The following is a 25,729-nucleotide window of genomic DNA, read 5'->3' on the forward strand; positions in this document are numbered from 1 at the left end:
GGGGTGGCTGGCCTGCCGGGAGCTCGGCTCGGGTTGACCGGCAGGTCCACCGGCCCGCCTCAGCGCGTGCGGGACCGGTCGCTACTCCCCCTGTGCGGCTGTCATTCTACCGGAAAGGCTGCCGGAAACCTACCACGGCCCGCGTCACCAGGCGGCCACCTGGCCGTCGGCGCGGGGCTCGCTGGCGCCCACCAGAGAGCCGTCCGCCGTCCGGAGGATCACCTGCCCGCGGCCGAAACCGCCGGAATGCGTCGCCCAGCTCACCTGGTGGCCACGGCGGGCCAGCGCCTCCACCAGGTGGGGCGGCATGCCCGGCTCGAACTCCACCCGGCGGCCGTCCACCCAGCGCCAGCGCGGCGCGTCCAGCGCCGCCTGCGGGTTGAGCCCCAGGTCGAGAAGGCCGGTCAGGAGTTGGACGTGTCCCTGCGGCTGCATCAGCCCGCCCATCACGCCGAAAGGCCCCAGCGGGGCCCCGTCGCGCGTCAGGAAGCCCGGGATGATGGTATGGAACGGGCGTTTCCCCGGTTCCAGGCGGTTGGGGTGACCTTCCTCCAGGGTGAAGCAGGCGCCGCGGTTCTGGAGGGCGATGCCGGTGCCGGGCACCACGAGCCCGGAGCCGAAGCCGGTGAAGTTGCTCTGGATGTAGGAGACCATGTTCCCCTCGCGGTCGGCGGTGCAGAGGTAGACCGTGCCCCCGGCGGGCCGCGGCCCCGGCGCCGGTTCCAAGGCCCGGGCGCCGATCCGCTTGCGGCGGCCGGACGCCCGCCCGGGGGCCAGCAGCTCGGCGGGCGGGAGGCGCATGGCGCGCGGGTCGGCGATCTCGCGGAAGCCTTCCTCGAAGGCGAGCTTGACCGCCTCCACGGCCCGGTGGATCCGCTCCGCCTCGGCCTCCCAGCCGCGGGAGGAAGGGGGATCGAAGCTCTCCAGGAGCTGGAGCGCCATCAGCGCCACCAGCCCCTGGCCGTTGGGGGGGAGCTCCCAGACGTCCACCCCGCGGTAGCGGACGGAGAGCGGCTCCACCCATTCGGGCCGGAAGACGGCCAGGTCGCCGGCCCGGAGCCAGCCGCCCGTGCGGCGGGCGAAGGCGTCCATGGCCTCGGCCAGCTCGCCCCGGTAGAAGGCGTCGGCGCCGCTCGCGCCGATGGTCCGGAGGGTCCGCGCGTGGGCGGGCGAACGCCAGAGGCCGCCGATGGCCGGGGCGACGCCCTCTGGGGCGAAGGTCTCGAGCCAGGGGCGGTAGAGCTCCGGCTCCTCCCGGGCCAGGGAGCGGTACCGCTCCACGGCGGCCGCCCAGGCGGCGCCCAGGACCGGGGAGAGGGGGTAGCCCTCCTCGGCGTACCGGGCTGCGGGTTCCAGGAGCTCCGCCAGAGGGCGGCGGCCGAAGCGGCGCTGAAGCTCCGCCCAGGCGGCGGGGGCGCCGGGGACGGTGACCGCCGCCCAGCCCTGGAGCGGGACCTCCCGGTAGCCCCGGCGGAGGAGCTCCTCGGCGGAGGCCAGGGCGGGGGCGGGGCCGCTGGCGTTCAGCCCGTGGAGCCGGCCCTCGCTCCAGACCAGGGCGAAGGCGTCGGAGCCGATGCCGTTGGAGGTCGGCTCGAGGACGGTCAGGGCGGCGGCGGTGGCCACCGCGGCGTCCACGGCGTTGCCGCCGTGGCGGAGGACTTCCAGCCCCGCCTGGGCTGCCAGCGGTTGGGAGGTGGCCACCATCCCGTTCCGGGCGTAGACGAGCAGACGCCGGGAGGGATAGGGATAGGTGAGGGGATCGAACGAGAGGCTCACCGCGCAGACGCCTCGCTTCCTGAGGGGATGGGACGCGCACCGTGCACCTGCTCGATACGCTTCAGGAGGAGAGGAATCCTGGCGGGAGGGGCTCCCGCCGGCGGGGTCTCCCGCCGGCGCGCTGCGGCGATCCCGCGGAGGTGGTGAGATGGGCGGGATCCTCCGCGCCCTGGTCTTCCCGGGTGCCCAGAACCTGCCGCTCTGGCGGATGGCGGAGGAGGGCCGGGTGGAGCTCCGGCTGACGGCCTCGCGCCAGGAGCAGATCGAGCGGATCGCCGCCGGTGAGGTGGAGGTGATCCACACGGCCCCGGGCAACCTGGAGCAGCCCGACGCCCGGCGGGCGGGCCTCCGCGCCTTCATGGGCGGGAGCGCCGGCCCGCTCTTCCTGGTCGCCGGTCCGCGTTGGCCGGGGCGCCGGCGCCTGGCGGTGGACGATCCCGGCTCGGGCTTCGCTCCGCTCGCCTACCGCTGGCTTGCCCGGGCCGGTCTGCCGGAGGAGAGCCGCCTGGCAGTGGGCGGCACCGGCCGGCGGTGGGAGGCGCTCCAGGCGGGGGAGGCGGACCTGGCGGTCCTCCACCCACCCTTCAGCGAGTGGGCCGAGCAGGCGGGCTTCCGCCTCCTGGCCCGGTTGGACGAAGGCCGGACGCTGGTGGGCGCCAGCCGGCCGGACGTGCCCGAGGAGGCCCTCCGCGCCTACGTCCGCGCCTATCGGCGGGCGCTGGCCGGCCTGATGGCCGAGCCGGGCGAGGCGGCGCGGCTCCTGGAGGAGCGGGCGGGGGTGGCGAGGGAGCTTGCGCCGGCCACGGCCGAGAGGCTCCTGACCGCGCTGGCCGAGGCAGGGACCGCCCTCGAGGCCGACTCGCCCTTCGACCGCCTGGCGGACCGGTACGAGGCCTGGTTCGAACGGCATCCCCGCACCTATGCCGCCGAGAAGGAGGCGGTGCGGCAGCTGCTCACGCCCGGCCGCTGGCTCGAGGTGGGCGTGGGCAGCGGGCGCTTCGCCGCGCCGCTCGGGATCCGGGACGGTGTCGAGCCCGCGCGGGCGATGCGGCGGTTGGCGCTGGCCCGCGGGGTGCGCGCGACGGAAGGGGTGGCGGAGGAGCTCCCGTACGGGGAGGCTTCCTGGGACGGGATCCTGATGGTGACCACCGTCTGCTTCGTCGACGACCTGGCGCGGAGCCTGGAGGAGGCGCGCCGGGTGCTCCGTCCGGGCGGGGCGCTGGTGATCGGCCTGGTCGACCGGCTCGCCCCCCTGGGCCGCCTCTACGAGAGGCAGAAGGAAGCCAACCCGTTCTACCGCTCCGCGCGCTTCTACTCGGTGGCGGAGCTGGCGACGGCGCTCCGGGCGGCGGGCTTCGCCCTGGACGGGTTCCGGCAGACGCTCTTCCGACCGCTGGAGGAGCTGGAGGCGCCCGGCAGCCCGCCCGAACCGGTCGAGGAAGGGCACGGGCGGGGCTCCTTCGTGGCGCTCCGCGCCGTCGCCGGAGCGACAAAGGAGGGCATCGGTTGAGCGAGAGAGAGGTCGAGAAGCGATACGTGGCCAACCCCCGGGGCCAGACCCTGGTCCTGGACCTCTACCGGGTCGAGGGTGCGCGCGCCGTGGCGCTGCTGAGCCACGGCCTCGGCTCCTCGCGCCGCGTCCAGCGGATGAGCCGGCTGGCCCGGGAGCTGAACCGGCGCGGCATCGACGCCTGGGTGCCCGACTACCCCAACCACGGCAACGAGGCCAGCGGCGGCCTGGACGGGCTCTCCTTCCCGCACTGGGTGGACGACGTGCGCCTGCTGGTCGAGGAGGCGCGGGCGCGGTACGCGCAGGTCTTCCTCTTCGGGCACAGCCTGGGCGGGACGGTCAGCCTGGCGGCCGCCCTGGAGGAGCAGGGAGCGGTGGCGGCGGTGGCGGTCATGTCGGCCCCCTCCTGGCCGCTGGCCAACCCCGAGTATCAGGCGCGGATGGAGGACTGGCGGGCCCGCGGATACCTGCTCCGCTTCAGCGAGGAGGAACCGCGCTTTCTGATCCCCTGGCGGTACGCCCAGGAGGTCCTGGAACGCTACCCGCGCGCCGCCTGGGAAGAGCGCCTCCGCCGGATGGAGCGGCCGCTCCTGGTGATCCACGGGAGCCAGGACGAGGTGATCCCCCCGGCCGAGGCGGAGCACCTGGCGGCCCTGGTCCCGGGGGCGGAGCTGCTCCTCTTCGAGTCGGGCCACGAGTGGCGGAACTTCAGCACCCAGAAGAGGGCCAACCGGAGGGTGGCCGACTTCTTCGCGGCGCTGCTCCGGTACCCGGCGGAGGAGCGCGCCCCGTCGCCGGGCTCGCCGGAGGCGCCGGGGGCGGAGGCTCCCCGGGGCGGGGCGGCGGCAGCCGGCGGCCCGCCCCCGGAACGGGCGGGCGCGGAAGAACTCCCGCCCGCCGCGGGCCGGCGCCTTCGCCTCGTGCCGGGGCGCTTCGCGCTCCTCTCGCTGCCGCCCGACTCGCCCGTCCCCGCCTGGGCGGAGGAGGGGCGGGCCGGCGCACTGGGCGCGGCCATCCGGACGCGCGAGGAGCTCACGCTGGTGGAGCCGGAGGAAGCCCTGCCGCAGGGCGCGGGGGCGGCCCGGGGCTGGCGGGCCCTGGCGGTGGACGGGCCGCTCGACCTCTCCGAGGTCGGGATCCTGGCAGGGCTTGCGGTGCCGCTGGCCGAGGCGGGGGTGCCCGTCTTCGTCCTGTCGACCTACCAGACGGATCTGCTCCTGGTCCCCGAGGAGAAACTGGCGGTGGCCCGCGAGGCGCTCCTCCGCGCGGGCCACCGCCTGGCGGGCGAGCCTTGAACCGCTAGGCGTTCGCCGCCGTCCGCTGCGGCCGCGGACCGCCCTCGAACTGCTCTTCCTCCGTGGAGCCGCGCAGCGCCAGCGTGGAGGCGAGGCCGCCGCTGATCACCTCGGCCACCGCGTCGAAGTAGCCGGCGCCCACCTCCCGCTGGTGGCGGGTGGCGGTGTAGCCCTCCCGCTCCAGGGCGAACTCCTGCTCCTGGAGGTCGACGTAGGCGCTCATGCCCCGTTCCGCGTAGCCCCGGGCCAGCTCGAACATGCTGGCGTTGAGGGCGTGGAAACCTGCCAGGGTGATGAACTGGAACCGGTACCCCATCTCGCCCAACTCCTCCTGGAAGCGGGCGATCTGCCCCTCGGTCAGGTGCCGCCGCCAGTTGAAGCTGGGCGAGCAGTTGTAGGCCAGGAGCTTCCCCGGGTGGCGACGGTGGATCGCCTCGGCGAAGAGCCGCGCCTCCTCCAGGTCGGGGTGCGCCGTCTCGAACCAGAGCAGGTCGGCGTAGGGGGCGTAGGCCAGCGACCGCTCGATGGCCGCCTCGAGCCCGTTCCTCACCCGGAAGTAGCCCTCCGGGGTCCGCTCGCCGGTGAGGAAGGCGGCGTCGCGGGGATCGATGTCGCTGGTCAGGAGGTTGGCACCCAGGGCGTCGGTCCGGGCCACGATCAGCGTGGGCGTGCCCAGGACGTCGGCCGCCAGCCTCGCCGCCTGGAGCGTACGGATGTGCTGGGAGGTCGGCACCAGCACCTTGCCGCCCATGTGCCCGCACTTCTTCTCCGCGGCCAGCTGGTCCTCGAAGTGGACGGCCGCGGCGCCGGCCTCGATCATCTCCTTCATGATCTCGAAGACGTTGAGCGGCCCGCCGAAGCCCGCCTCGGCGTCGGCGACGACGGGCGCAAGCCAGTCGGTGCCCTCGCGCTCCTCCAGCCAGTCGATCTGGTCCGCCCGGAGGAGCGCACGGTTGATCCTCCTCACCAGTGCCGGGACGCTGTTGGACGGGTAGAGGCTCTGGTCCGGATAGGTCTCGCCGGCCAGGTTGGCGTCGGCCGCCACCTGCCAGCCGCTGAGGTAGATGGCCTCCAGCCCGGCCTTGACCATCTGCACCGCCTGGCCGCCCGTCAACGCCCCCAGGGCGGGGACGAAGGGCTTTTCATGCAGGAGCTGCCAGAGCCGCTCCGCCGTTCTCCGGGCCAAGGTCTGCTCGATGCGCACCGAGCCCCGGAGACGGACCACGTCGTAGGCCGAGTACCCGCGCTCGATCCCCTGCCAGCGCGGGTCCTCGGCCCACTCCCTCTCCAGCTGCTCCGCCTCACGGCGGACGCGTTCGCGCACCCTGCTCGCCTCCATCGTCCCATCCTCCTTCACCGCGCATCCGCCGTTTTCGCGCATCATGCCCGAAACTTCCGGCGGCGTCCAGCCCCTTGCCGCGACCTGCCGCCGCACCGGTGGGGGTCGCCCGGCGCCCCCTTTATAGCCCGTGCCGCTGCCGCCCGGCCAGCGCCGGCCGGCCGGCGGTCGCAACGCGGCGGTGGACGGTCCGGAGCGGGGGATGGGCGGTGGTCGCCCGGGCCAGCGCCATGTACAATGGGCAATCGAAGCCGGAAGACGAAAGGCCGTTTCGCCCGGAGGAAGCCGAGCATGAACCCGCCCCTGCTCCCGGAGGCTGCCCAGCGCATCGCCCGCATCATCCTCGGCCTCTCCGGGGCCGACGCGGTGGCGATCACCGACGACCGCAGGATCCTGGCCTACGAGGGGCACGGCTGCCCGCACGTGCGCGCCGGCATGCCGATCCAGACCGAGGCGACCCGCCAGGCGATCCGCAGCGGCCGGATCACCCGGGTCCACGACAAGTCCGAGCTCCGCTGCCCCGTGGCCGGCTGCCCCTGCTCCGTCCAGTCGGCGGTGATCGCCCCGCTCCGGCTGGAAGGCCGCGTGGTGGGCACGGTGAAGCTCTACCGGAGCGCCCACGGCTCCCCCGAGACGGCGGGAGGCGTGGACGACACCCGCCTGGCCGCCGGCATGAGCGAGCTGCTCAGCCTCCAGGTGGCGCTGGCGGAGGCGGACCGCCAGCGGCAGCTGCTCGCCCAGGCCCGGCTGGAGGCGCTCCAGGCGCAGATCCGCCCGCACTTTCTCTTCAACGCGCTGAACACGGTGATCGCCGTCAGCCGTGAGGAGCCGGACCGCGCCCGCGAGCTGCTGGTGGAGCTGGCCACCTTCCTCCGCCGGGCGATCGCCGTCCGCGAGGAGCGGGTGGCGGTGAGCAGCGAGCTCCGCTTCCTCGAAGCCTACCTGAAGCTGGAGAAGGCGCGGTTCGGCGAACGCCTGGACGTCCGGGTGGAGGTGGACGCCCGCGCCCGGAGGGCGCGGATCCCGGCGCTCACCCTCCAGCCCCTGGTGGAGAACGCGCTGGTCCACGGCATCCTGCCCCGGGCGGGAGCGGGTCGCGTCCGCGTCCGCCTGCGGGCGGGCGCAGGCCGCCTCCATCTGCTGGTGGTGGACGACGGCGCGGGCATCCCCCGCGAGCGGCTGCGGCGGGTGCTGGAGCCGGGCGTGGGCGAGGGGTCCGGCCTCGGGCTCTCCAACGTCCACGCGCGCCTGCTCCACCTCTACGGGCAGGGCGCGGGCCTCCGCGTCCGCTCGGTGCCCGGCCGGGGCACGGCGGTGCGGGCGGTCCTCCCGCTCGAGGCGACGGGGGAGGAGGCGGTGGCACCCTGAGACTGCGCACCATCCTGGTGGACGACGAGCCGCCCGCCCGGGCAGAGCTGCGCTACCTCCTGGGGCGCTTCCCGGCGGTGGAGGTGGTGGGCGAGGCGGGGAGCGCGGGGGAGGCGGAGGCGCTCCTGGCGGCCGAGCCTTGCGACGCCCTCTTCCTCGACATCCAGATGCCCGGCCTGGGAGGTCTCGACTGGGCGAGCCTCCTGGGACGCCGCCGGCAACAGCCCCTGCTGGTCTTCGTCACGGCCTTCGAGGAGCACGCGTTGGAGGCCTTCGGGCTGCGAGCGGTCGACTACCTGCTCAAACCGGTCGAACCGGCGCGCCTGGCCGACACCGTCGACCGCCTCCTGGAACAGGTGGTCAACCGGCGGCCGAGGACGCTCCTGGCGGAGGAAGGCGAGAGGCTCCTCCCCCTCCCCCTGGAGGCGATCGCCTTCCTGGAGGCGCAGGGCGACGAGGTACGCGCGCAGCTGGTGGACGGGCGGAAGGTCCGGGTGCGGGCGCCGCTCCACCGGCTGGAGCGGGCCCTCCCCTCCGACCTCTTCTGCCGATGCCACCGCGCGTTCCTGGTCAACCTCCGCCAGGTGACCGAGATGGTCCCGCTCTTCCACGGCACCTACCGGCTCCGCCTGCGCGCGCCCGCGGGCGCGGAGCTGCCCGTCAGCCGGAGCGGTGCGCGCCGCCTTCGCCAGCTCTTGGGCTGGCCGCTCTGACCGCGGGAGCGGGGGCGAGTACCATGGTGGCCGGGAGGGGTGAGCGACGGTGCCGCGGCAGTCCGAACAGCTGCTCTCCCGGCAGGTGCTCCGCTTCGCCGGCGCGCTCCGCCGGGCGGGCTTCCTGGTGGGGCCGGGGGAGAGCGCCGACGCGCTCTCGGCCTTGGAGGTCGTCTCCCTGGACGACCGGGAGGCGATGCGGGAGGCGCTCCGGCTCGTCTTCACCACCCGTCCCGAGGAAGCGCCCGTCTTCGACGCCCTCTTCGACCTCTTCTTCCGGGAACCGGGCGCGCCTCCGCCCCCGGGGGGCGCCTCCGCCCAACCCGACCCCTTCCGGCGCGGCGACGACGGCGCCCCGGCCGCGGAGGGCGAGGGCGAGGTGGGCCTGCCGGAGAGGTCGCCCGGGGGCGGGGGCCGAGCGGAAGCCGAGCGGCCGCGGAATGCGCTCTACAGCCCGGCGGCCGGCAGGCCGGGCGGCGAGGCGGCGGTGCCGGCCGAGCAGCTGGAGCCGGTGTTGGCGGCCGCACGCGCCCTGGCGCTCCGCGTCCGGCTGGGGAGGAGCCGCCGCTGGCGGCCCAGCCGCCACGGGCGGCGCTTCGCCTTCCGCCAGACGCTCCGCCACGGCCTGGAGACCGACGGCGAGTGGGAACGGCCGTACTGGCTGGGCCACCCGCCGCGGCGCCCGCGCTTCGTCCTTCTCCTCGACGCCAGCCGCTCCATGGCCGCCCAGGCCGGCCTGATGCTCCAGCTGGGGTACGCGCTCCTCCGCTCCGCCCAGCGGGTGGAGGTCTTCCTCTTCTCCACCGCGCTCCGCCGCGTGACCCGGGAGCTGCGCACCGGGGGTCCGGGGAGGCTCCCCACGCTCCGCGGGCTGGGAGCGGAGTGGGGCGGAGGGACGCGCATCGGCGCCGCCCTGGAGGGGTTCCTGAAGGGGTGGGGGGACCGCCTCCTGGGGCGCGAGACGGTGGTCCTCATCCTCTCCGACGGGCTGGACACGGGGGAGGTGGACCGGCTGGAGCGCGCCATGCGGGAGATCCACCGGCGCTCCGCCGGCGTTGTCTGGCTCAACCCGCTCCTCTCCACGCCGGGGTACCGGCCCCTGGCCCGCGGGATGCGGGCGGCGCTCCCGTACGTCGACACCTTCGCCGACGCCCACGACGCGACGGCGCTGACGGCGCTGGCGGAACGGCTCCGCCTGCGGCGGTAGCCGGCCCGCCGGGTCGAGGGTGCGCCGCCGGGCGCGCCCGGCGGGGGAAGCGCGGGAGCCGAGGGGGGACGGGTGCCATGAGGTTGGAGAGGCGAAGGGAGGGAGGGCTGCGCGCGGCGGAAGGCGGCGGAGAGCCTTCCGGGCGTACCGTCGCCCGCAGGCTGGCTCGGGTGGCACTGGTGGCGGCGGCCTACTTCGCCCTCACCGTGGTCCTCGGGCCGCTGGGCTACGGGCCGGTCCAGCTCCGCGTCAGCGAGGCGCTGACGCTCCTGCCGGTGCGGATGGCGGAGGCGCCCCTGGGACTCTGGGCCGGCTGCATGCTGGCCAACCTGGCCGGCGGCCTCGGCCCCTGGGACATCTTCGGCGGCAGCGCCGTCACGCTGCTGGCCGCCCTCCTCACCCGGCGGCTGCGGGGATCGTGGCTCGCCTTCCTGCCGCCCATCCTGCTCAACGGGCTGCTGGTGCCCGCCTACCTCAGCCCGCTCTACCACGTGCCCTACCTGCCCACGGCGGCCGCCATCACCGCGAGCGAGGCGGTGGTGGTCGTGCTCTTCGGCGGGGCGCTCCTCATCGGCCTCCGGCGCCTGCCGGCCTCGCTCCTGGAGGAGGGGGGGCAGCGGGCGCCGGTCCGGGGGCGGCAGGAGGAAGGGCGGGGGCGATGACGGCGGCCGGCCGGCGGCGCGCCCTCTGGCTGCTGGCGGCGCTGCTGGGGGCGCTCTTCACCTGGCTGAAGGTGGAGCAGTATCGCAACTGGCTCCTCACCGCCTGGGACACCGGCATCTACCTGCACACCATGGCGCGGATCGCAGCCGGCGACTGGACCGGCTGGAACGGATTGAACGGCCGGTCCATCCTGGGCGACGCGGCGCAGTGGATCGTCTACCCGCTGGCGCCGCTCCTCCGGCTGGGCGGACCGGTGGCGGTCTTCGCCCTGCAGGGCTTCGCCCTCGCCTTCGGCGCCGTCCCGCTGGTCCTCCTGGCCTGGCGCCACTGGGGAGGAAGCGGCTGGTCGCTGGCGCTCCTTCCCGCGGTGCTCCTCTTCCCGGGGGTGATCGCCGGCGCGGTGGTGGAGTGGCACCCTGACTCGCTGGGCTTCTTCTTCCTCGCGTGGCTGATCTGGGCGCTCGAAAGCGGCCGCGACCGCCTCTTCGGACCCCTGGTGCTGCTCACCCTGGCGGTGAAGAACCAGGCGGCGGTGCCGGTCACGGGCCTGGGTCTGACGCTCCTCCTGGCGGGCCTTCGGCGGGGTCGCCTCGACCGGCGGGGGCTCGTCGCCCTCGTCCTGCCCGGCCTCCTCCTGGTGCTGGAGCAGCACTTCATCCTGCCCCGCCTCGAGCCGGGCCTGCAGGACCGGACCATCGCCGGCAACTACGGGTACCTGGGCGGCTCGGTGCCGGAGATGGTGCTGACGCTCCTTCGCCACCCGGGGTACCTGGTGGGGGCGGTCGCCGGCCACGCAGGGTACTGGGTCACCCTGCTCGGCTTCTTCGCGGGGCTCCCGCTCCTCGGGCCCGTGGAGGCGCTGCCGGCGCTCCTGGTGTTGCTGGTCAACTCGCTGGGGAAGGCGCCGATCCTGGGGCTGCCGTACATGCAGTACACCATCTGGGCGGCGCCCTTCCTGGCCTGGGCGGCGATCCGGGCGACCGGCCGCTGGATCCGGCGCCGCCCGGAGCAGCGCCGGCTGCGGGCAGGGGCGGCGGCGCTCCTGCTCCTGGCTTCCGCCACCGTCGTCACCGTGCGGGAGGGCGTGCCGGCGCTGAGCTGGCGCATCCGCCCGCTGCCGCCGCCGCTGGTGGCCGGCCTCGACCGCGCCGCCGCGCAGGTGCCTCGGCAGGCGATCGTCTTCGGGCAGACCGGCACCGTGGTCCCCCTCTACGACCGGGCGGCCGTGGGCGCCGAACCCTACGACCGCTTCGACACCTTCCTCGCGCGGGCGTGCGCCAAGGGGTTGGGCGGACTTCGGGTCTGGGTCCTGTGGGCGCCGGGCCGCTCCTTCGCGCCCATCGTCCCGCTGGACGAGCAGCAACGGGACCTCCGCCGCATCCTGGCCTCGGGGCCCTTCCGCCTCCGCTACGCGGGCGACGGGGTCGTCCTCTACCAGTCGGCGGTCGCCGCCCGCGAGCTCGCCCCCTCCGCCTGCACCGGCAGATGACGCGGCGCCACCCGCTTGCCCAGGGCGGGTGGCGCCTCATCAGGAAGAAAGAGACCGACTAGCGGAAGAATGGAGACATCGTCCGGAAGCATTATACCGCCTCTTCCCCTGCCGGTGTATAGGTGCAGAGCGGGTCGCTGCCCAGGGGATCGCCGCTGGTCGCCCAGGCCAGCGCCCGCGAACCGCCGCAGACGCGGCGGAACTCGCAGCGGCCGCACTTCCCGTGGAAGCCGTCGGGCCTGCGGAGGGCGCGCAGGAGCGGCGCCTCCCGGTAGATCGCCCCCAGCCGCTCCCGGCGGACGTTCCCGGTCTCCAGCGGCAGGAAGCCGCTGGGGAAGACCTCTCCGCGGTAGGAGACGAAGACGAAGCCGTTGCCGTCCCAGACCGGCAGCGGGCTCCCCGGCATGCCCCGGCCATGCCGGCCCCCCGCGGCACCCGCGCCATCCGGTCGGGCGCCCGCCTGGGCGCGGATCCGCCGCACCTGCGGGCCCTCGGTGGAGGTGATGGCGAAGGGGACGCGGCCGCCCAGGTCGACCAGCCAGGCCATCACCCGCTCGTGCTCCTCGGGGGTCAGCTGCTCCACCCCCGAGACCGCCCGACCGACCGGGATCAGGGTGAAGACCTCCCAGCGGACGGCGCCCAGCTGCCGGACCAGCTCGGCCATCGCGGGCAGCAGGTCCAGGTTGTGGCGGGTGACCACCGTGTTGATCTGGACGGGCAGGCCCTCCTCCCGCAGCCAGCCGATCCGCTCCAGCGTCAGGTCGAAGGTTCCCGGCACGCCGCGGAAGCGGTCGTGCACCTCGGCCGTCGGCCCGTCCAGGCTGAATGCCCACTGTTGGAGACCGGCCGCCGCCAGGGCGCGGATGCGCTGGCGGGTGACGCGCGGCGTGGCGCTGGCCGTCACCGCCACCCCCAGCTTCCTCTCCCGGGCGCGGCGCACGATCTGCTCCAGGTCCTCGCGCATCATCGGGTCGCCCCCGGAGAGGACGAAGAGCGGCCGCTCCAGCTCGGCCACCTGGTCGACCAGGTCCAACGCCTCCGCGGTGCTCAGTTCCTCGGGGTCCCGCTCCTGCCGGGCGCTCGCCCGGCAGTGGAGGCAGCCCAGCCCGCAGGCGACGGTGGTCTCCCAGATCACCAGGAAAGGGTAACGATCGAAGTCCCGCGACGGCATCCCATCGACCTCCGACTACCGACCATGCCCGCCCGCATGCGCCGGATCCATCCCCTGAGCGGGCGATCAGCCGCGCCCGGCCTCCTCCAAAAGGGCCAGCACCTCCTCGTCCGGAACGGCGGCGAAGCGCCGGTAACTGGCGCCCAGCGCACCGAGCGGCGAGAGCGGCGCCAGCGCCAGCAGCGCCTCCATCCCCTGCGGCAGGAAGCGCGCCAGCCGTCGCGCGGCCAGTCGCTCCGCCACCGGGACCCCCACTCCGGTCCAGGCGGGCTCCAGCGCGACCAACCAGAGCAGCGCGGCCTCCAGCGTGAGGCCGGTCACCAGCCCGTCGTCCACCAGGAGGAGGCGGTGTGCACGTGCCTCCTCGGGGTCGAGGCACCAGCGGCCGTACCTCGCCTTCGCCTCGGCCTGGGCGAGCCGCTCGGCGGCGATCTGGCGCCTGAAGGGAGGGAGCCGTTCCAGCTCCTCCGGCTCTCCCACCGAGGCCAGCAGGTCGGGATTCCAGAGAAGGCGCCCGTCCGGCGCCAAGGCGCCCGCGGCGAACTCGGGCTGGTACGGATGGTGGAGCTTCCGGGCCAGCGCGACGCGGAGCGGGGCCCGGAGCGAGCGTGCCACCTCGGCGCCCACCACCACGCCGCCGCGGGGCAGGGCGACCACGAAGTCGACCTCCCAGCCACGCTGCAGGCAGGCCTCGGCCAGCCGGCGCCCGGCCTGGCGGCGGTCTTCGAACGGGACAGGCGGCGCGGCCAGGAGTTCATCCCCTCCTCCATCATGACACAGCCCTCCGCGAGCGGCGCCGATCCGGGGAGTGCGGATGCGCCCGGCACCGCCCGGGCCGGGCGGGAACGGGACCGCTTCCTTGACCCGCCGGTCGCGCTCTGATATCCATGAGAGGACAATCGAGTTACGCCGGTTCGCCTGATCGCCGAATCCCCGGAGACGGGGAGCGGGGGACCCAAGTTCGTGGGGCCAATCGGTTCCGGCAGGAACCGTAGGGCCAGACTCTTCCGGCCCGAGCCCGTCAGCTAACCTCGCAGGCGTGGGGAGAGGAGGCGGCCGGGCGCGCTGCGTGCGCGACCCAGGACCCCTCCTGGGCTTTTTTCATGCCCTCAGGACCGGCCTCGAGATCCGCCGGAAGGGGGGATCGTCGTGCGCAGCCCGCAGAACGAGCCGCGCTTCCTCGTGGTGGGCGCGGGAGGCGGGGGGTTGGCCATGGCCGGCCACCTCGCCCTGCTCGGCCACCCGGTCATGCTCCTCAACCGCAGTCCCGAAAAGACCGCCGCCGTCGCCGAGCGCGGTGGCATCGAGCTCGAGGGCGCGCTGGAGGGCTTCGGTCGCCTCCTGGGGGCCGGGACGGATCCGGCATCGCTCCTGGAGGCCGCCGATGTGGTGGTGGTGGTGGTACCGGCCCACGCCCACCGCGACGTCGCCACCTGGCTGGCTCCCCATCTCCGACCGGGCCATAAGATCCTTCTCCACCCGGGTCGGACGCTGGGTGCCCTCGAGTTCTCGCAGGCGCTCCACCGGGCCGGGGCGCCCTCGAATCTCCTGGTCGCCGAGGCGCAGACGCTGCTCTACGCCAGCCGGGTGTCCGGCCCCGCGCGCGTCCGCGTCTTCCAGGTCAAGCGGGAGGTGCCCCTGGCGGCCATCCCGGCCTGGCGGACGGAGGAAGTGCTCCGCCCGCTGGCGCGGGCCCTGCCCCAGTTCGTGGCCGCCCCCGACGTGCTCACCACCTCTCTCGGCAACATCGGCGCCATCTTCCACCCGGCGCCGACCCTGCTCAACATGGCCCGGATCGAGGCGGGAGAGCTCTTCGAGTACTACCGCCAGGGCATCTCGCCGGCGGTGGCGCGGGTTCTGGAGGCTCTGGACGAGGAGCGGCTGGCCGTGGGCCGCGCGTTGGGCGTGCCCGTGCAGAGCGCCCGGGGGTGGCTGGAGGAGGCGTACGGCGCCGCCGGGGAGGACCTGTACGCGGCCATCCAGAGCAACCCCGCCTATGAGGGGATCGTTTCGCCGAGCACGCTGGCCAACCGCTATCTCTACGAGGACGTGCCGACGGGTCTCGTACCGATGGCCTCGCTGGGACGGTCGCTGGGGGTCTGCACGCCCCTGATGGACGCGCTGATCGGGCTCGCCTCCCGCGTGGTCGGGACCGATCTCCGGGCGCGCGGCCGCACGTTGGAGAACCTGGGCTTCGACGGCTTCAGCGGCGAGCAGCTGATCCGTTACGTCCGCGAAGGAGGGGTCCGCTCATGGCGTCCCATGCCGGTCTGAAGCAGCCGCTGGTGATGGCGGGTGCCGTCGGCGACTGCGTCCACGTGGTGGGCGTCAGCCGCTTCCTGCGCCTCGCCGGGGAGGCGGGCTACCGCACGATCTTCCTCGGCCCCGCCGTCGATCCGGTCGACTTCGCCCGCGCCGTCGAGCGCGAGCGCCCCGACCTGGTCGGCGTCAGCTACCGGTTGACGCCGGAGGCGGCGGGGAGGGTGCTGGAACTCTTCGGTCGCGAACTGGAAGCGCGCCTGGCCAAGACGGGTTGGCGGCCCCGCCTGGTCTTCGGCGGCACGCCGCCCGTCGCCCGGGTCGCGGCCCGGAGCGGCCTCTTCGAGGCGGTCTTCGACGGCACCGAAGGCGACGAGGCGGTCCTGGCCTGGCTCCGTGGGCGACCGCTGGAGGCGGCGCCCACCGCCTACCCGGAGACGCTGGTCGAGCGGGTCCGCGCCCAGGCGCCGTTCCCGCTCATCCGCCACCACTACGGGCGCCCTTCCTACCGGGAGACGCTGGAGGGCGTGGCCGCCATCGCCGAGTCGCGGGCGGTGGACGTCATCTCGTTGGGCGTCGACCAGAACACCCAGGAGCACTTCTTCCACCCGGAGGAGCGGGACCCCCGCCAGGAAGGTGCAGGGGGCGTCCCCGTCCACAGCCCCGAGGAGTTCCGGGCGCTCTACCAGGCTTCGCGGCGGGGCAACTTCCCGCTGATGCGCTCCTACAGCGGGACGCGGGACATCCTCCGCATGGCCGAGGTCCTGCGCGAGACCATTCACCTCGCCTGGGGAGCGGTCCCGCTCACCTGGTACAGCGTCCTGGACGGTCGCAGCCGGCGGTCGCTGGAGGAGACGATCCGGGAGGCGCAGGCGGCCTTCGCCTGGCACGGGGCGCACGGCATCCCCCTGGAGTCCAACGAGGCGCACCACTGGAGCCTTCGCGACGCCCCGGACAGCGTCGCCGTGGCCATGGCCTTCCTGGCGGCGTACAACGCGCGGGCGGCGGGGGTCCGCACCTACGTGGCCCAGTTCATGTTCAACACGCCGCCGGGCACCTCGTTCACCATGGACCTGGCCAAGATGCTGGCCAAGGCGGAGCTGATCGAGTCGCTGGAGGGCGACGGCTTCACCGTCCTGCGCGAGACGCGGGCAGGGCTGACCAGCATGCCGGCCGACCTCGACGCGGCGCGCGGCCACCTGGGCGCCACCACCCTCCTGCAGATGGCGCTCCGGCCGCAGATCGTCCATGTGGTGGCGCCGGTGGAGGCCGACCACGCGGCCACGGCGCGGGACGTGATCGAGGCCGCGCGCCTCGCCCGGGGCGTGATCCGGGACGCGCTGGACGGCCTGCCGGCCATGGCGGTCGACCCCAACGTGCAGGCCAGGCGCGACGAGCTGGTTCAGGAAGCCATGATCCTTCTGGAGGCGATCCGCTCCGTCGCCGACCCGGGCGTGGCCGATCCCTGGGCGGACGCCACCACCCTCGCCCGAGCCGTCCACGTCGGGCTGATCGACGCGCCCCAGCTGCGGGGGAATCCCGAGGCGCGGGGCGAGGTGGTCACCCGCCTCGTCGACGGCGCCTGCCGGGCGGTGGACCCGGAGACGGGCGAGCCGCTGAGCGAGAGCGAGCGGGTCCGAAGGCTCCTGGACCAGGCGCTGCGCGCCGTCTGAGCGGCCCGGAGCGGCGGGGCGGGCCGGGGGGCGCGCCCCACCGCTTTCTCCACGGTTGCCGGCCGGGCTGGCGGTTCAGCGGCGGTCGGCCAGGCCCGGCGCCTCCGGCGCCCCGAGTGCCCCGAGAGCCGCCCGGCCACCTGGAATCCCGCCCGCCGCAGCGCCGCGCTGCAGGGCCAACTCCGCCAAGCGCTTGCCGACCGCGGGCGACTCCGGCGGCAGGGTCACCTCGCCGAAGGCGCCGGCGTCGGACCGCGCCTCGCGCAGGCGGGCGATCCGGTTGGAGGTGTCCATGCCCAGGAGGGTGTGGGTGGAGTAGGCCTTCAACGCGCCTCCCTGGGTGAGGACGCCGACCACCCGCCGCCTCCCTTCCTCCTCGCGGACGACGGCCAGCTCGGTGGCGTCGAGGAGGGCGAAGAGGCGCGTCGCCTCCTCGAGGGAGGCCTCAGCGGCGACCCAGGGGTAGTTCGAGCTCCGCGGAGGATCATGATGCCGCGGCGGCGGAGGCGGACCGTGTACATCGAATCCTCCAGCAGCGAGCCGTGCACCAGGTAGGCGACCGCGCAGGCGGCCATGGCCGCGGGGGCGAGGCGACAGTCGCCGGTCATCTCCAGGATGATGGTGGTCGCCGTCAGCGGCGCCTGGGCGGAGGCGGCGAAGACGGCGCCGGAGCCGCCCGCCCCGGAGCGCCAGCGCCTGCAGGATCTGGGGGACACCGTGCCCCTTCACCTCCCGCGCCGCGTAGGTGGTGATGGCGCCCACGAGCAGGAGGCCGGCCACGGTGGAGAGCGGCGCCCGCTCGCGCTCCACGGGGGATCAGGCCCATTGTATGACGGTACGACGGGGTCGAGCCAAAAGCTTCCTTCCGGTCTGCCGGCCGGCCTTCGGCCGCCGGCCCGGGCGGAGCGAGCCCGGGCGGAGCGAGCTCAGGAGCGGCCCTGGGCCGCGCGTTCCGCTTCCCCGGGCGCCTGCCCCTCGCGGGAGGGGGGCATCGCCGCCAGCGCCACTTCCGTCGGGCGCCCGCCAAGCCGCCACAGGTAGCGGAGCTCGGCCAGCCACTTGACGACGTGGGCGGGAAGCCCGGCCAGCTCGGTCTCCCGGAGGCGACCGAAGCCGTCGCGGGGGCCGAGGCTGGCGAAGAGCCCCAGGAGCCGCGGCGGCTCCATGGCCTCCGCGCCCTCGGCTCTCCCGGCCAGCCGGAGGGAGAGAAGGCGACCGAGGCGCTCGCCCTGAGCCACCGCCAGCTGGGCTGACGGCTCCCGCCCGTCGTCGGCGGCATCGCCCACCGCGTAGAGGCCTTCCGCGCCCGGCACGGCGTAGGAGGCGTCGACCTTCAACCTCCCACCGCGGCCCAGGGCGGCGCCCTGTTCGCCCAGCCGCCGCAAGAGGGGAGCGCCGCCGACGCCGCCGGTCCAGACGAAGAGGTCCGCCTCCAGATCGCCATCGCCCGCGAGGCGGAGGCGCCCCGGCTCCACTTCCTCGATCCGCGCGCCCGTTCGAAGCTCCACCCCCATGCGCGCCAGCGCAGCCCGGACGTGCCGGCGGAGGCGGGGCGAGAAGGGCGGGAGGATCTCCGGCAGCGCCTCCACCAGGACGATCTCCCGGGGCCGGCGCGGTCGGGAGGCCACCTCGGTGGCCAGCTCGAGGCCGGTGAGGCCGGCGCCGCCCACCACCAGCCTGCCCAGCCGTTCGGGCGCGGCCAGCTCGCGCCGCACCCGGAGGGCGTCCTCCAGCGTGCGCAACGGCAGGCTGAAGCGGTCGAGGCCGGGGATCCCATGATAGGCGGGGACCGAGCCGACCGAGAGGACCAGCAGGTCATAGTCGAGGGGACCGGCCTCGGTCCACAGCCGTCGCGACCGCGTGTCGACGGCAGTGGCGCGGGCGGGCAGGAGGTCCGCGCCCTGCGCCACGCGCTCCAGGGGCACCGTCACCCCCGAGGGAGGAAGCGTCCCCGCGGCGACGGCGTGGAGGCGCGTGACGATCGTATGGTAGGGGTGCGGCTCGACCAGCGTCACCTGGGCACGGCGCATCCCGCCGAACCGCCTGAGTGCCCGGACGACCGCCAAACCCGCATAGCCCGCGCCTACGACCACCAGTCGCACCGCCGCCCACCCCCGACTGACGTTCTCACTGCATTAACTTGCGAAAACGGCGGGGAAGGCAAAGCGGAGGTCGCCCGGCGAGCGGCCCTGGCAGTGCCTGATCGGAGGTGGCGATTGCTCCAGGTGCTGGGACGGCGGGTGGGCCCGTCGGACTCGTTCGCACTTTCACGAACGAGTGGGGCGGGTGGTCAAAGCGGCTCAGCGGCCCGCGGCCGGCGGGCGGAGGCCGAGACGCCGGGCCGTCGCGGAGGAGATGCCAGGCGGCAGCGCCAGCAGCAGGAGCCCTCCCAGGAGGAGGAGCGCCCCGGCCGCCTCCGGCCCTGTGAAAGGCTCGCGAAGGACGACCGTACCGAGAAAGGTGGCGGTCAACGGCTCGGCGAGGGAGAGGGTGGCGGCGGTGGCGGCAGGCAGCCGTCTCAGCCCGCGGGTGAAGAGCGTGTAGGCCAGGGCCGTGGCCACCAGCCCCAGGTGGAGCGCCACCAGGGCGCCGCGCGGCCGCAGGAGCCAGGCGGGATCCGACAGCAAGAGGAGCGGGGCCGAACCGAGGCCGGCCACGGCGAAGACCACCGCCGCCACCGCGGCGGGGTCGTGCTCCTCCAGCAGGCGCTTGCTGGTCACGGTATAGAGCGCGTAGGCCACGCCCGCGCCCATCGCCATGGCCACCCCCAGCGGCTCGGCCCGCAGCTCGCCGCCCGAACCGGCGAGCAGGCTGGCGCCCGCCACGGCCAGGAGCGTGGCCGCGAGCCAGCGGCCGGTCAGCCGCTCACCCCGCAGCACCGCGGCCAGGAGGCCGGTGGCGATGGGCGAGCTGCCGATCCCCACCAGCGTGCCCACGGCGACCCCTGCGCGGGCGACCCCGCCGAAGAAGAGCGGCTGGTAGGCGGCCATGCAGGCGGCCGAGAGGAGGAGCGGTGTCCACGGCCAGCGGCGGAGGGGGCCGGGGAGCCCCCGCCCGGCGCCCAACGCGAGCAGCGCCAGCCCGCCCACCAGGAGCCGCGCGGCACCCACCGCCGGCGGCGTGGCCCCCGCCGGCGCCAGCGCCTGGGCCGTCCCCGTGGTCCCCCAGAGCATGGCGCCCGCCAGCACCTGAAGCGCGCCGCATCCCGTCCGGCCGCCGGTCGTCCCCGTCCCGCCACCCCCGAACGGGGTCGGCTCGCCCATCCGTCCATCCCTCGCTCGGAAGGATTATCGGAGAAGGAGCCGCTTCCTGCCGTTCCCTCGCCGCCCGGGCTCATCCGATCGGTACGGCGCTCGCCGCAGAAATGCTCCTTTCGTGGAATGGTGGCGGGCCGAAGGTTTCTCTATCGTCGGACTTGCAAATGGAAGCGCAAGCGACGGGCAAGTCTGCTGCAAGGTACCTGCAAGAAAGACGCTCGCGGGCGATCAACCGGCCGCGGCGGCGGCCGGCGAGGGATGGGGCGAGGAACCATGTCCACCCACCTGTCCGAGGAGATCGAGGAAGAGGCCGGCACCCAGGATGCGGTGCGGCTCTACCTGGACGAGATCGGGCGGCAGCCTCTCCTGGACGAGCAGGAGGAGCGCGAGCTGGCGCAGCGTGCCGAGCAGGGTGACCGGGAGGCGCGCCAGCGCCTGGTGGAGTCCAACCTCCGGCTGGTGGTCAGCGTGGCCCGGCACTACATGGGCCGCGGTCTTCCCCTGGCCGACCTGATCCAGGAAGGAAACCTGGGACTGCTCCACGCGGTGGAGAAGTTCGACTGGCGCCGCGGCTACAGGTTCAGCACCTACGCCACCTGGTGGATCCGGGAGGCGATGATCCGCGCGGTGGAGAACCAGGGGCGGGCCATCCGCATCCCCGCGGGCGAGGCGGGCCGCCTGCGGAAGGCCGAGCAGCAGTTCGCCGCGCGCGAGGGGCGCGACCCGACCCCGGAGGAGCTGGCCAACGAGGCGCGGACCGGGGTGGAGCGGGTGAAGGCGATCCAGCTCGCGGTGCGCGAACCCGTCTCCCTGGACACGCCGGTGGGCGACCGCGGCGACGAGCGCCTGGGTGACCTGGTGAGCGACCCCGAGGTGGGCCCCACCCTGGACGAACTGGCCGTCCACCGGCAGCTCTCGGCCGACGTCCGGCAGCTGATGCGGGTGCTCAGCCCGCGCGAGCAGCAGGTCCTGGTCTACCGCTTCGGGCTTGACGGCGGGGAGGCGCGGACGCTGGAGCGCGTGGCCGAGCAGATGGGCGTCAGCCGCTGCCGGGTCCACCAGCTGGAGCAGAGGGCGCTGCGCAAGCTCCGGCGCGCGGCCGGCCGCGGCCTGATGGAGTACCTGGCTTCCTGAGGCCGGGATCCCGGGTCCTGCGCAAGGGACCCGCCCGCAGCGAGCCGCCTCTCCCTCCAGCCAGCGCAGGACCGGGCAAGTCCCTCCTCGACGAGCCGCCATGCCGATGGTCCGGGATGCGGCACGATCGCCCCGCCACAGGCGCGGAGGGCGTGTGCCGCGGGCGGCCTTCGCCCCCCACCCCTGGGCTTTCCCCTGCGGTGAGACTATGGTGAGATGAGAAAGGTTACCACTCGAAGCCGACGGGTCGGGGGTGAGATCGACGTCCGCGGAGAAGGGGGCGGGAGAAGAGGTCGCCGGCCGCCCGCTTCCCGGGGTGGAGGCGATCCAGGCCGCCTTCCGGGAGCAGGGGTACGTGGCCGACCGGGCGGTGGCGACGGCGCTCCGGCTGGTCCTCGCCCTGGAGAAGCCGCTCCTGGTGGAGGGGCCGGCGGGCGTGGGGAAGACGGAGATCGCCAAGGTGCTGGCGGAGGTGCTCGGGACCCGCCTGATCCGCCTCCAGTGCTACGAGGGTCTGGACGCCTCCACGGCGCTCTACGAGTGGAACTATCCGAAGCAGATGCTCCATATCCGTCTGACGGAGCAGAGCGGGCAGCCGGCCGAGGTGCGGGAGGCGGAGATCTTCAGCGAGCCCTTCCTGCTGCGCAGGCCGCTCCTGGAGGCGATCAGCCAGGAGCGGGCGCCGGTCCTGCTGATCGACGAGATCGACCGGGCGGACGAGGAGTTCGAGGCCTTCCTGCTGGAGGTGCTGGCCGAGTTCCAGGTGACCATCCCCGAGATCGGCACCCTCCGGGCGCGGCAGCGGCCCTACGTGATCCTCACCTCCAACCGGACCCGGGAGCTGAGCGACGCGCTTCGCCGGCGCTGCCTCTACCTCTGGATCCCCTATCCCGACTTCGAGAAGGAGGTCCGCATCCTGGAGGCGCGCCTGCCGGGCGTCGACCGGCGGCTGGCGCGGCAGGTGGCGCGCTTCGTGGAGCGGTTGCGGCAGCTCTCGCTCAACAAGGCGCCCGGGGTGGCGGAGAGCCTGGACTGGGCGCGGGCCCTGACGGCTCTCCACCGGGACGCCCTGGACGAGGCGATGGTGCGGGAGACCCTCGGTTGTATCGTGAAGGACAGGGAGGACTGGGAGCTCCTGACGGGGGGCGCGGGGGAGCCGCTCCAGGCGGCCCTGGAGCGCGCCCTGGCCGAGGGGGCGGAGCTCGACGGGAGGTGAGCCCTCATGGGCGAGCGGGAGCTGCTGCTGGAGGCGATCGAGGAGGCCCGGCGATCGGGCCGGCGGGCGGCCCTGGCCACGGTGGTCCGCGTGCGGGGCTCGGCGTACCGGCGCGAGGGGGCCAAGCTGCTGGTCCACGAGGACGGTCGGATCGTGGGCACCGTCTCGGGAGGGTGCGTCGAGGCGGACATCGCCGAGGTGGCGCGCCAGGTGATGGAGGGCGGGAAGCCGCTCCTCCGCCACTACGAGCTGGACGACGAGACCGTCTGGAGCCTGGGGCTGGGTTGCGGTGGCGCGCTGGACGTCTACGTCGAGCCGCTCCCGGAGGCAGGCGGCGCCGGCGCCGGAGGGGGCGGGCGATGAGCCTTCCTTTCGAGCGCTGGCTGGAGGCGGTCCGCGGGGGGCAGACCGCCGTCCTGGTGACGGCGCTGGAAGGCGGCGCGCGCCTCTTCGTTCCCGAGGAAGGGGAGCCCGTGGGCAGCCTGGGCGACGCCGCCGTCGACCGCTGGGCGGTGGCGGAGGCGCGCCGCCGGCTGGCGGCGGCACGACCGCGCTCGGGAAGCGCGGAGGCGGAGCTCCCCGGCGGCGCCCGGCTCCCGCTCTTCTTCGACGTCCAGGCGGCGCCGCCGGAGCTGGTCCTCTTCGGCGCCGGCCATGACGCCGTTCCGCTGGCCCAGGGCGGGAGCCGGCTGGGCTTCCGGGTCCTGGTGGTCGACCCGCGGGAGGCCTACGCGACCCCCGAGCGCTTCCCCGGGGCAGAGGTGGTGCCCCTTGCACCGGACGAGCTGGAGGGGCGTCTCCATCTGGGTCCGCGCAGCTACGCGGTGGTGATGAACCACCACCTGGTCCGCGACCGGCTCAGCCTCCGCTTCGCCCTCGCCTCGGAGGCGGCCTACGTCGGGCTGCTCGGGCCGCGCGAGCGGGCCGAGCGGATCCTGGAGGAGCTCCGCAGGGAGGGCTTCCGCCCCTCGCCGGCGGCGCTGGCCCGCCTGTACAGCCCGGTGGGGCTGGACGTGGGCGCCGAGGGGCCGGAGGAGGTGGCGGTCAGCATCCTGGCCGAGGTGCTGGCCGTCCGGAACGGGCACCGGGGAGGCTTCCTGCGCGAGCGGAGCGGGAGCATCCATGCCGAGGCGGCCACGGCTTGACGCGGTGGTCCTGGCGGCAGGGCTGAGCCGCCGCATGGGCCGGCCGAAGCCGCTTCTGCCCGCGGGGCCGGGAGCCACGCTCCTCTCCCGGGCGCTGGAGGCGGCCGCCGCCGTGGACGGGCGGATCTGGGTGGTGGTGGGGCCCGCGGCGGCGGAGCTCCGGGCCGAGGCGCTGCGCTGGGCGCGCCAGCGGGGCGAGGACGCGCGCCTGCGGGTGGTGGACCACCGCGGGTACGCGCGGGGGCTTGCCTCCTCGGTGGCGGCGGGGGTCCGGGCGGCCGCCGCGGGGGAGCGGCCGGACGGGATCCTCTTCCTGGTGGTCGACCAGCCCGCGCTGGCGCGCAAACAGGTGGAGCGGCTCGTCGAGGCCTTCGGGCGGCGGGGGGAGGCGCTGGCCGTGGCGGCGGCGGAGGAGGGCGAGCTCCGCAATCCGGCCGTCTTCGCCCGGCCGCTCTTCGACGAGCTGCTGCGCCTGGAGGGTGACGTGGGCGCTCGCCAGCTGCTGGGCAGGTATCCGGACCGGGTGATGCGGGTGGAGCTGGGGCGGGGCCCCTGGTTCCGCGACGTGGACGATCCGGAGGCGTACCGGCGGCTGCTGGAGGAGATGGGCTGGGCTGGCGAGGGCGGGGAGCGAGCCCAAGACGCGAGGGAAGGGTGGCGAGCGTGAGCGAGGCGATGAACGGAGCGCAGGGCGGGACGGCGGAGCTCCTGGTGATCGGGGGCGGGCCGGGCGGCTATGTGGCCGCCATCCGCGCGGCCCAGCTGGGCCTGGACGTCACCCTGGTGGAGGCGGGGGAGGTGGGAGGGGTCTGCCTCAACGTGGGCTGCATCCCCTCCAAGGCGCTGATCAGCGCCGCCGACCTCTTCGCCCGCGCCCGCCAGGCCGAGACGATGGGGCTGCTCTTCGAGGGCGCCCGGGTCGACCTGGGGCGGCTCCAGGACTGGAAGGCGGGCGTCGTCCGGCAGCTGACGGGCGGCGTCCGCCAGCTCCTGCAGGGGAACGGTGTCCGCCTCGTCCACGGCCGGGCGCGGCTGCTGGGGCCCGGGCGGGCCCGGATCGAACCGGTCGCCGGGGCCGGCGGGGTCGCCGGGGCCGGCGCGGGCGCGGGCGCCGGCACCGCGGTCGTCCCACCCCAGGGAAGCGAGATCGCCTTCCGCCAGGCCGTCCTGGCCACCGGCTCGCGACCCGCGGCGTTGAAGGTGCTCCCCTTCGACGGGCGCTGGGTGCTCGACGCCACCGGCGCCCTCGCCCTGCGGGAGCTGCCGGCGGAGCTGGTGGTGGTGGGCGGCGGCTACATCGGCATCGAGCTGGGCACGGTCTATGCCAAGCTGGGAAGCCGCGTCACCGTGGTCGAGGCGCTGCCCGAGATCCTGGGCGGCGTGGGGAGGAGCCTGGTGACGGTGGTGGAGCGGCAGCTCCGCAAGCTGGGCGTCACGGTCCACAAGGGCGCCCAGTTGCTGGGAGGCGAGCCGCCCGCCGGCGGCTCGGGTGCGGGCAGGGTGGCCGTCCGCCTGGCGGACGGGCGCGAGGTGGCGATCCCGGCGGAGAAGGTTCTGGTCTCCGTGGGCAGGCGCCCCAACAGCGAGGAGCTCGGCTTGGAGAGCGTCGGGCTGAGCACGGACGAGAAGGGCTTCCTGCCGGTGGACGGCCAGCGCCGGACGCGGGCCGCCGGCATCTTCGCCATCGGGGATCTGGCGGGCGGGCCGCTCCTCGCCCACAAGGCGAGCCACGAGGGGATCGTGGCGGCGGAGGCGGCGGCCGGCCGGCCGACGGTCTTCGAGCCGCGCGCCGTCCCGGCGGTCATCTTCTCGGACCCGGAGATCGCCACCGCCGGCCTGACCGAGGAAGAGGCCCGGGCGCAGGGGATCGAGCCGGTCAGCGCCCGCTTCAACTTCGCCGCCAACGGCCGGGCGCTGGGCGAGGCGCGGGGCGAGGGCTTCGTCCAGCTGGTGGCGGACGCCTCGGACCACGCGCTGCTCGGCGTCCAGATCGTGGGTCCGGACGCCTCCAGCCTGATCGCCGAGGGGGTGCTGGCCATCGAGATGGGGGCGACGCTGGAGGATCTGGCGCTGACCATCCACGCCCACCCGACGCTGCCCGAGACGCTGATGGAGGCGGCCGCCCTGGGCCTGGGACAGCCGATCCACACGCTCCTCCGGCGGCGCCCCGAGCCCAGCGGAAGCGGGCGCCCCGCCTGAGGGCGAGGAGAAGCCAAGGCGGAGCGGGGCGGCGCCGGGGCGCGAGCGCGGCCGAGCCCCTCGGGTGGGCGCCCCAGGTGGGAGGGCGGCGCTTTCGGGCCCGGAACCGATGTTCACCGCCGAAGAGGCTGGCTATCCTCAAGATGCAACCGCTGGTCGCGGAGTCCTGAGGAGCGCGGGGAACTCACGACGACCGGCGGCCAGAATCGGAAGCCGGGGCGGCCGACCGATCGGTCCCGCACCCAGGCTTCACGAAAGCCCTCCGGGGGGCAGGAGCAGGTCTACCTCCCGAGACCTGCTCCCAGAACGGGCGCG

22 protein-coding genes and 1 riboswitch are annotated in these 25,729 nt (G+C 74.8%); of the genes, 15 read left to right on the forward strand and 7 right to left on the reverse strand.

All coding sequences use genetic code 11. The annotated features are described in order from the left end of the window. Positions 1-144: 144 nt before the first annotated feature. On the reverse strand, positions 145-1,776 hold the full coding sequence (locus tag QJR14_01435; GenBank protein MDI3316282.1) for a gamma-glutamyltransferase family protein: 1,632 nt from the start codon (positions 1,774-1,776) through the stop codon (positions 145-147). A 148-nt stretch (positions 1,777-1,924) separates the two neighbouring features. Between QJR14_01435 and QJR14_01440 the strand changes: the two genes are divergently transcribed. Beyond that, complete coding sequence (locus tag QJR14_01440; protein MDI3316283.1) at positions 1,925-3,286, forward strand: methyltransferase domain-containing protein; 1,362 nt, start codon at positions 1,925-1,927, stop codon at positions 3,284-3,286. Continuing rightward, the gene (locus QJR14_01445; protein MDI3316284.1) at positions 3,283-4,581 is read left to right on the forward strand and encodes an alpha/beta fold hydrolase; all 1,299 of its coding nucleotides are present in this window, start codon (positions 3,283-3,285) and stop codon (positions 4,579-4,581) included. The genes QJR14_01440 and QJR14_01445 overlap by 4 nt, the downstream gene beginning before the upstream one ends. 4 nt (positions 4,582-4,585) lie before the next feature. On the opposite strand, the gene aceA is transcribed toward QJR14_01445, so the two are convergent. Continuing rightward, positions 4,586-5,920 carry an isocitrate lyase gene (gene aceA / locus QJR14_01450; protein ID MDI3316285.1) on the reverse strand — a complete coding sequence of 445 codons (1,335 nt, stop codon included), beginning with the start codon at positions 5,918-5,920 and terminating at the stop codon, positions 4,586-4,588. 291 nt (positions 5,921-6,211) lie between these two features. On the opposite strand from aceA, the gene QJR14_01455 reads away from it, so the two are divergent. The 5 genes from QJR14_01455 to QJR14_01475 all read left to right on the forward strand — a co-directional run bounded on the left by QJR14_01455 (position 6,212) and on the right by QJR14_01475 (position 11,360). After that, positions 6,212-7,288: a histidine kinase gene (locus QJR14_01455; GenBank protein MDI3316286.1), complete on the forward strand. Its 1,077-nt coding sequence runs from the start codon at positions 6,212-6,214 to the stop codon at positions 7,286-7,288. Positions 7,289-7,305: 17 nt separating this feature from the next. Further along, positions 7,306-8,001 carry a LytTR family DNA-binding domain-containing protein gene (locus QJR14_01460; protein ID MDI3316287.1) on the forward strand — a complete coding sequence of 232 codons (696 nt, stop codon included), beginning with the start codon at positions 7,306-7,308 and terminating at the stop codon, positions 7,999-8,001. Between the two features lie 49 nt (positions 8,002-8,050). Further along, a complete protein-coding gene (locus QJR14_01465) occupies positions 8,051-9,208 on the forward strand; it encodes a VWA domain-containing protein (protein ID MDI3316288.1) in 1,158 nt (385 codons plus the stop codon). Positions 9,209-9,285: 77 nt separating this feature from the next. Beyond that, positions 9,286-9,870: a QueT transporter family protein gene (locus tag QJR14_01470; GenBank protein ID MDI3316289.1), complete on the forward strand. Its 585-nt coding sequence runs from the start codon at positions 9,286-9,288 to the stop codon at positions 9,868-9,870. After that, the gene (locus QJR14_01475) at positions 9,867-11,360 is read left to right on the forward strand and encodes a DUF2079 domain-containing protein (protein MDI3316290.1); all 1,494 of its coding nucleotides are present in this window, start codon (positions 9,867-9,869) and stop codon (positions 11,358-11,360) included. Before QJR14_01470 ends, QJR14_01475 begins: the two co-directional genes overlap by 4 nt. A 91-nt stretch (positions 11,361-11,451) precedes the next feature. Here QJR14_01475 and QJR14_01480 read toward each other — a convergent pair whose 3' ends face one another. Together QJR14_01480 and QJR14_01485 are read right to left on the reverse strand one after the other, a co-directional pair. Next, complete coding sequence (locus QJR14_01480; GenBank protein MDI3316291.1) at positions 11,452-12,531, reverse strand: TIGR04053 family radical SAM/SPASM domain-containing protein; 1,080 nt, start codon at positions 12,529-12,531, stop codon at positions 11,452-11,454. A 66-nt stretch (positions 12,532-12,597) separates the two neighbouring features. Next, the gene (locus tag QJR14_01485) at positions 12,598-13,281 is read right to left on the reverse strand and encodes a phosphoribosyltransferase family protein (GenBank protein ID MDI3316292.1); all 684 of its coding nucleotides are present in this window, start codon (positions 13,279-13,281) and stop codon (positions 12,598-12,600) included. Positions 13,282-13,444: 163 nt separating this feature from the next. Beyond that, a riboswitch (cyclic di-AMP (ydaO/yuaA leader) is annotated at positions 13,445-13,585 on the forward strand. 95 nt (positions 13,586-13,680) lie between these two features. Here QJR14_01485 and QJR14_01490 point away from each other — a divergent pair. Together QJR14_01490 and QJR14_01495 are read left to right on the forward strand one after the other, a co-directional pair. Continuing rightward, positions 13,681-14,805, forward strand: coding sequence for an NAD/NADP octopine/nopaline dehydrogenase family protein (locus QJR14_01490; GenBank protein ID MDI3316293.1), 1,125 nt, complete (start codon positions 13,681-13,683; stop codon positions 14,803-14,805). Then, entirely contained in the window at positions 14,784-16,463 is a 1,680-nt protein-coding gene (locus QJR14_01495) for a cobalamin-dependent protein (protein MDI3316294.1), read from the forward strand. Before QJR14_01490 ends, QJR14_01495 begins: the two co-directional genes overlap by 22 nt. A 75-nt stretch (positions 16,464-16,538) precedes the next feature. Here QJR14_01495 and QJR14_01500 read toward each other — a convergent pair whose 3' ends face one another. From QJR14_01500 to QJR14_01510, 3 genes are all read right to left on the reverse strand, one after another. Continuing rightward, a complete protein-coding gene (locus tag QJR14_01500; GenBank protein MDI3316295.1) occupies positions 16,539-17,273 on the reverse strand; it encodes a CBS domain-containing protein in 735 nt (244 codons plus the stop codon). Between the two features lie 116 nt (positions 17,274-17,389). Next, entirely contained in the window at positions 17,390-18,565 is a 1,176-nt protein-coding gene (locus tag QJR14_01505; GenBank protein MDI3316296.1) for an FAD-dependent oxidoreductase, read from the reverse strand. Positions 18,566-18,763: 198 nt separating this feature from the next. Further along, a complete protein-coding gene (locus QJR14_01510) occupies positions 18,764-19,726 on the reverse strand; it encodes an EamA family transporter (protein ID MDI3316297.1) in 963 nt (320 codons plus the stop codon). Between the two features lie 267 nt (positions 19,727-19,993). On the opposite strand from QJR14_01510, the gene QJR14_01515 reads away from it, so the two are divergent. The 6 genes from QJR14_01515 (at position 19,994) to lpdA (ending at position 25,414) form a co-directional block, all read left to right on the forward strand. Continuing rightward, positions 19,994-20,854 (forward strand): sigma-70 family RNA polymerase sigma factor, encoded by an 861-nt coding sequence (locus QJR14_01515; protein MDI3316298.1) that lies wholly within the window; start codon positions 19,994-19,996, stop codon positions 20,852-20,854. A 316-nt stretch (positions 20,855-21,170) separates the two neighbouring features. Next, the gene (locus tag QJR14_01520) at positions 21,171-22,070 is read left to right on the forward strand and encodes a MoxR family ATPase (GenBank protein MDI3316299.1); all 900 of its coding nucleotides are present in this window, start codon (positions 21,171-21,173) and stop codon (positions 22,068-22,070) included. A gap of 6 nt (positions 22,071-22,076) precedes the next feature. After that, the gene (locus tag QJR14_01525) at positions 22,077-22,433 is read left to right on the forward strand and encodes an XdhC family protein (protein MDI3316300.1); all 357 of its coding nucleotides are present in this window, start codon (positions 22,077-22,079) and stop codon (positions 22,431-22,433) included. Next, positions 22,430-23,215, forward strand: a complete 786-nt coding sequence (locus QJR14_01530) for an XdhC family protein (protein MDI3316301.1) — start codon at positions 22,430-22,432, stop codon at positions 23,213-23,215. The genes QJR14_01525 and QJR14_01530 overlap by 4 nt, the downstream gene beginning before the upstream one ends. Beyond that, the gene (locus tag QJR14_01535) at positions 23,193-23,882 is read left to right on the forward strand and encodes an NTP transferase domain-containing protein (protein MDI3316302.1); all 690 of its coding nucleotides are present in this window, start codon (positions 23,193-23,195) and stop codon (positions 23,880-23,882) included. The genes QJR14_01530 and QJR14_01535 overlap by 23 nt, the downstream gene beginning before the upstream one ends. An 8-nt stretch (positions 23,883-23,890) precedes the next feature. After that, positions 23,891-25,414 (forward strand): dihydrolipoyl dehydrogenase, encoded by a 1,524-nt coding sequence (lpdA, locus tag QJR14_01540; GenBank protein ID MDI3316303.1) that lies wholly within the window; start codon positions 23,891-23,893, stop codon positions 25,412-25,414. Positions 25,415-25,729: the final 315 nt, after the last annotated feature.

Source organism: Bacillota bacterium, from assembly GCA_029961055.1.
Taxonomy (GTDB): domain Bacteria; phylum Bacillota; class Sulfobacillia; order JAIMAT01; family JAIMAT01; genus JAIMAT01.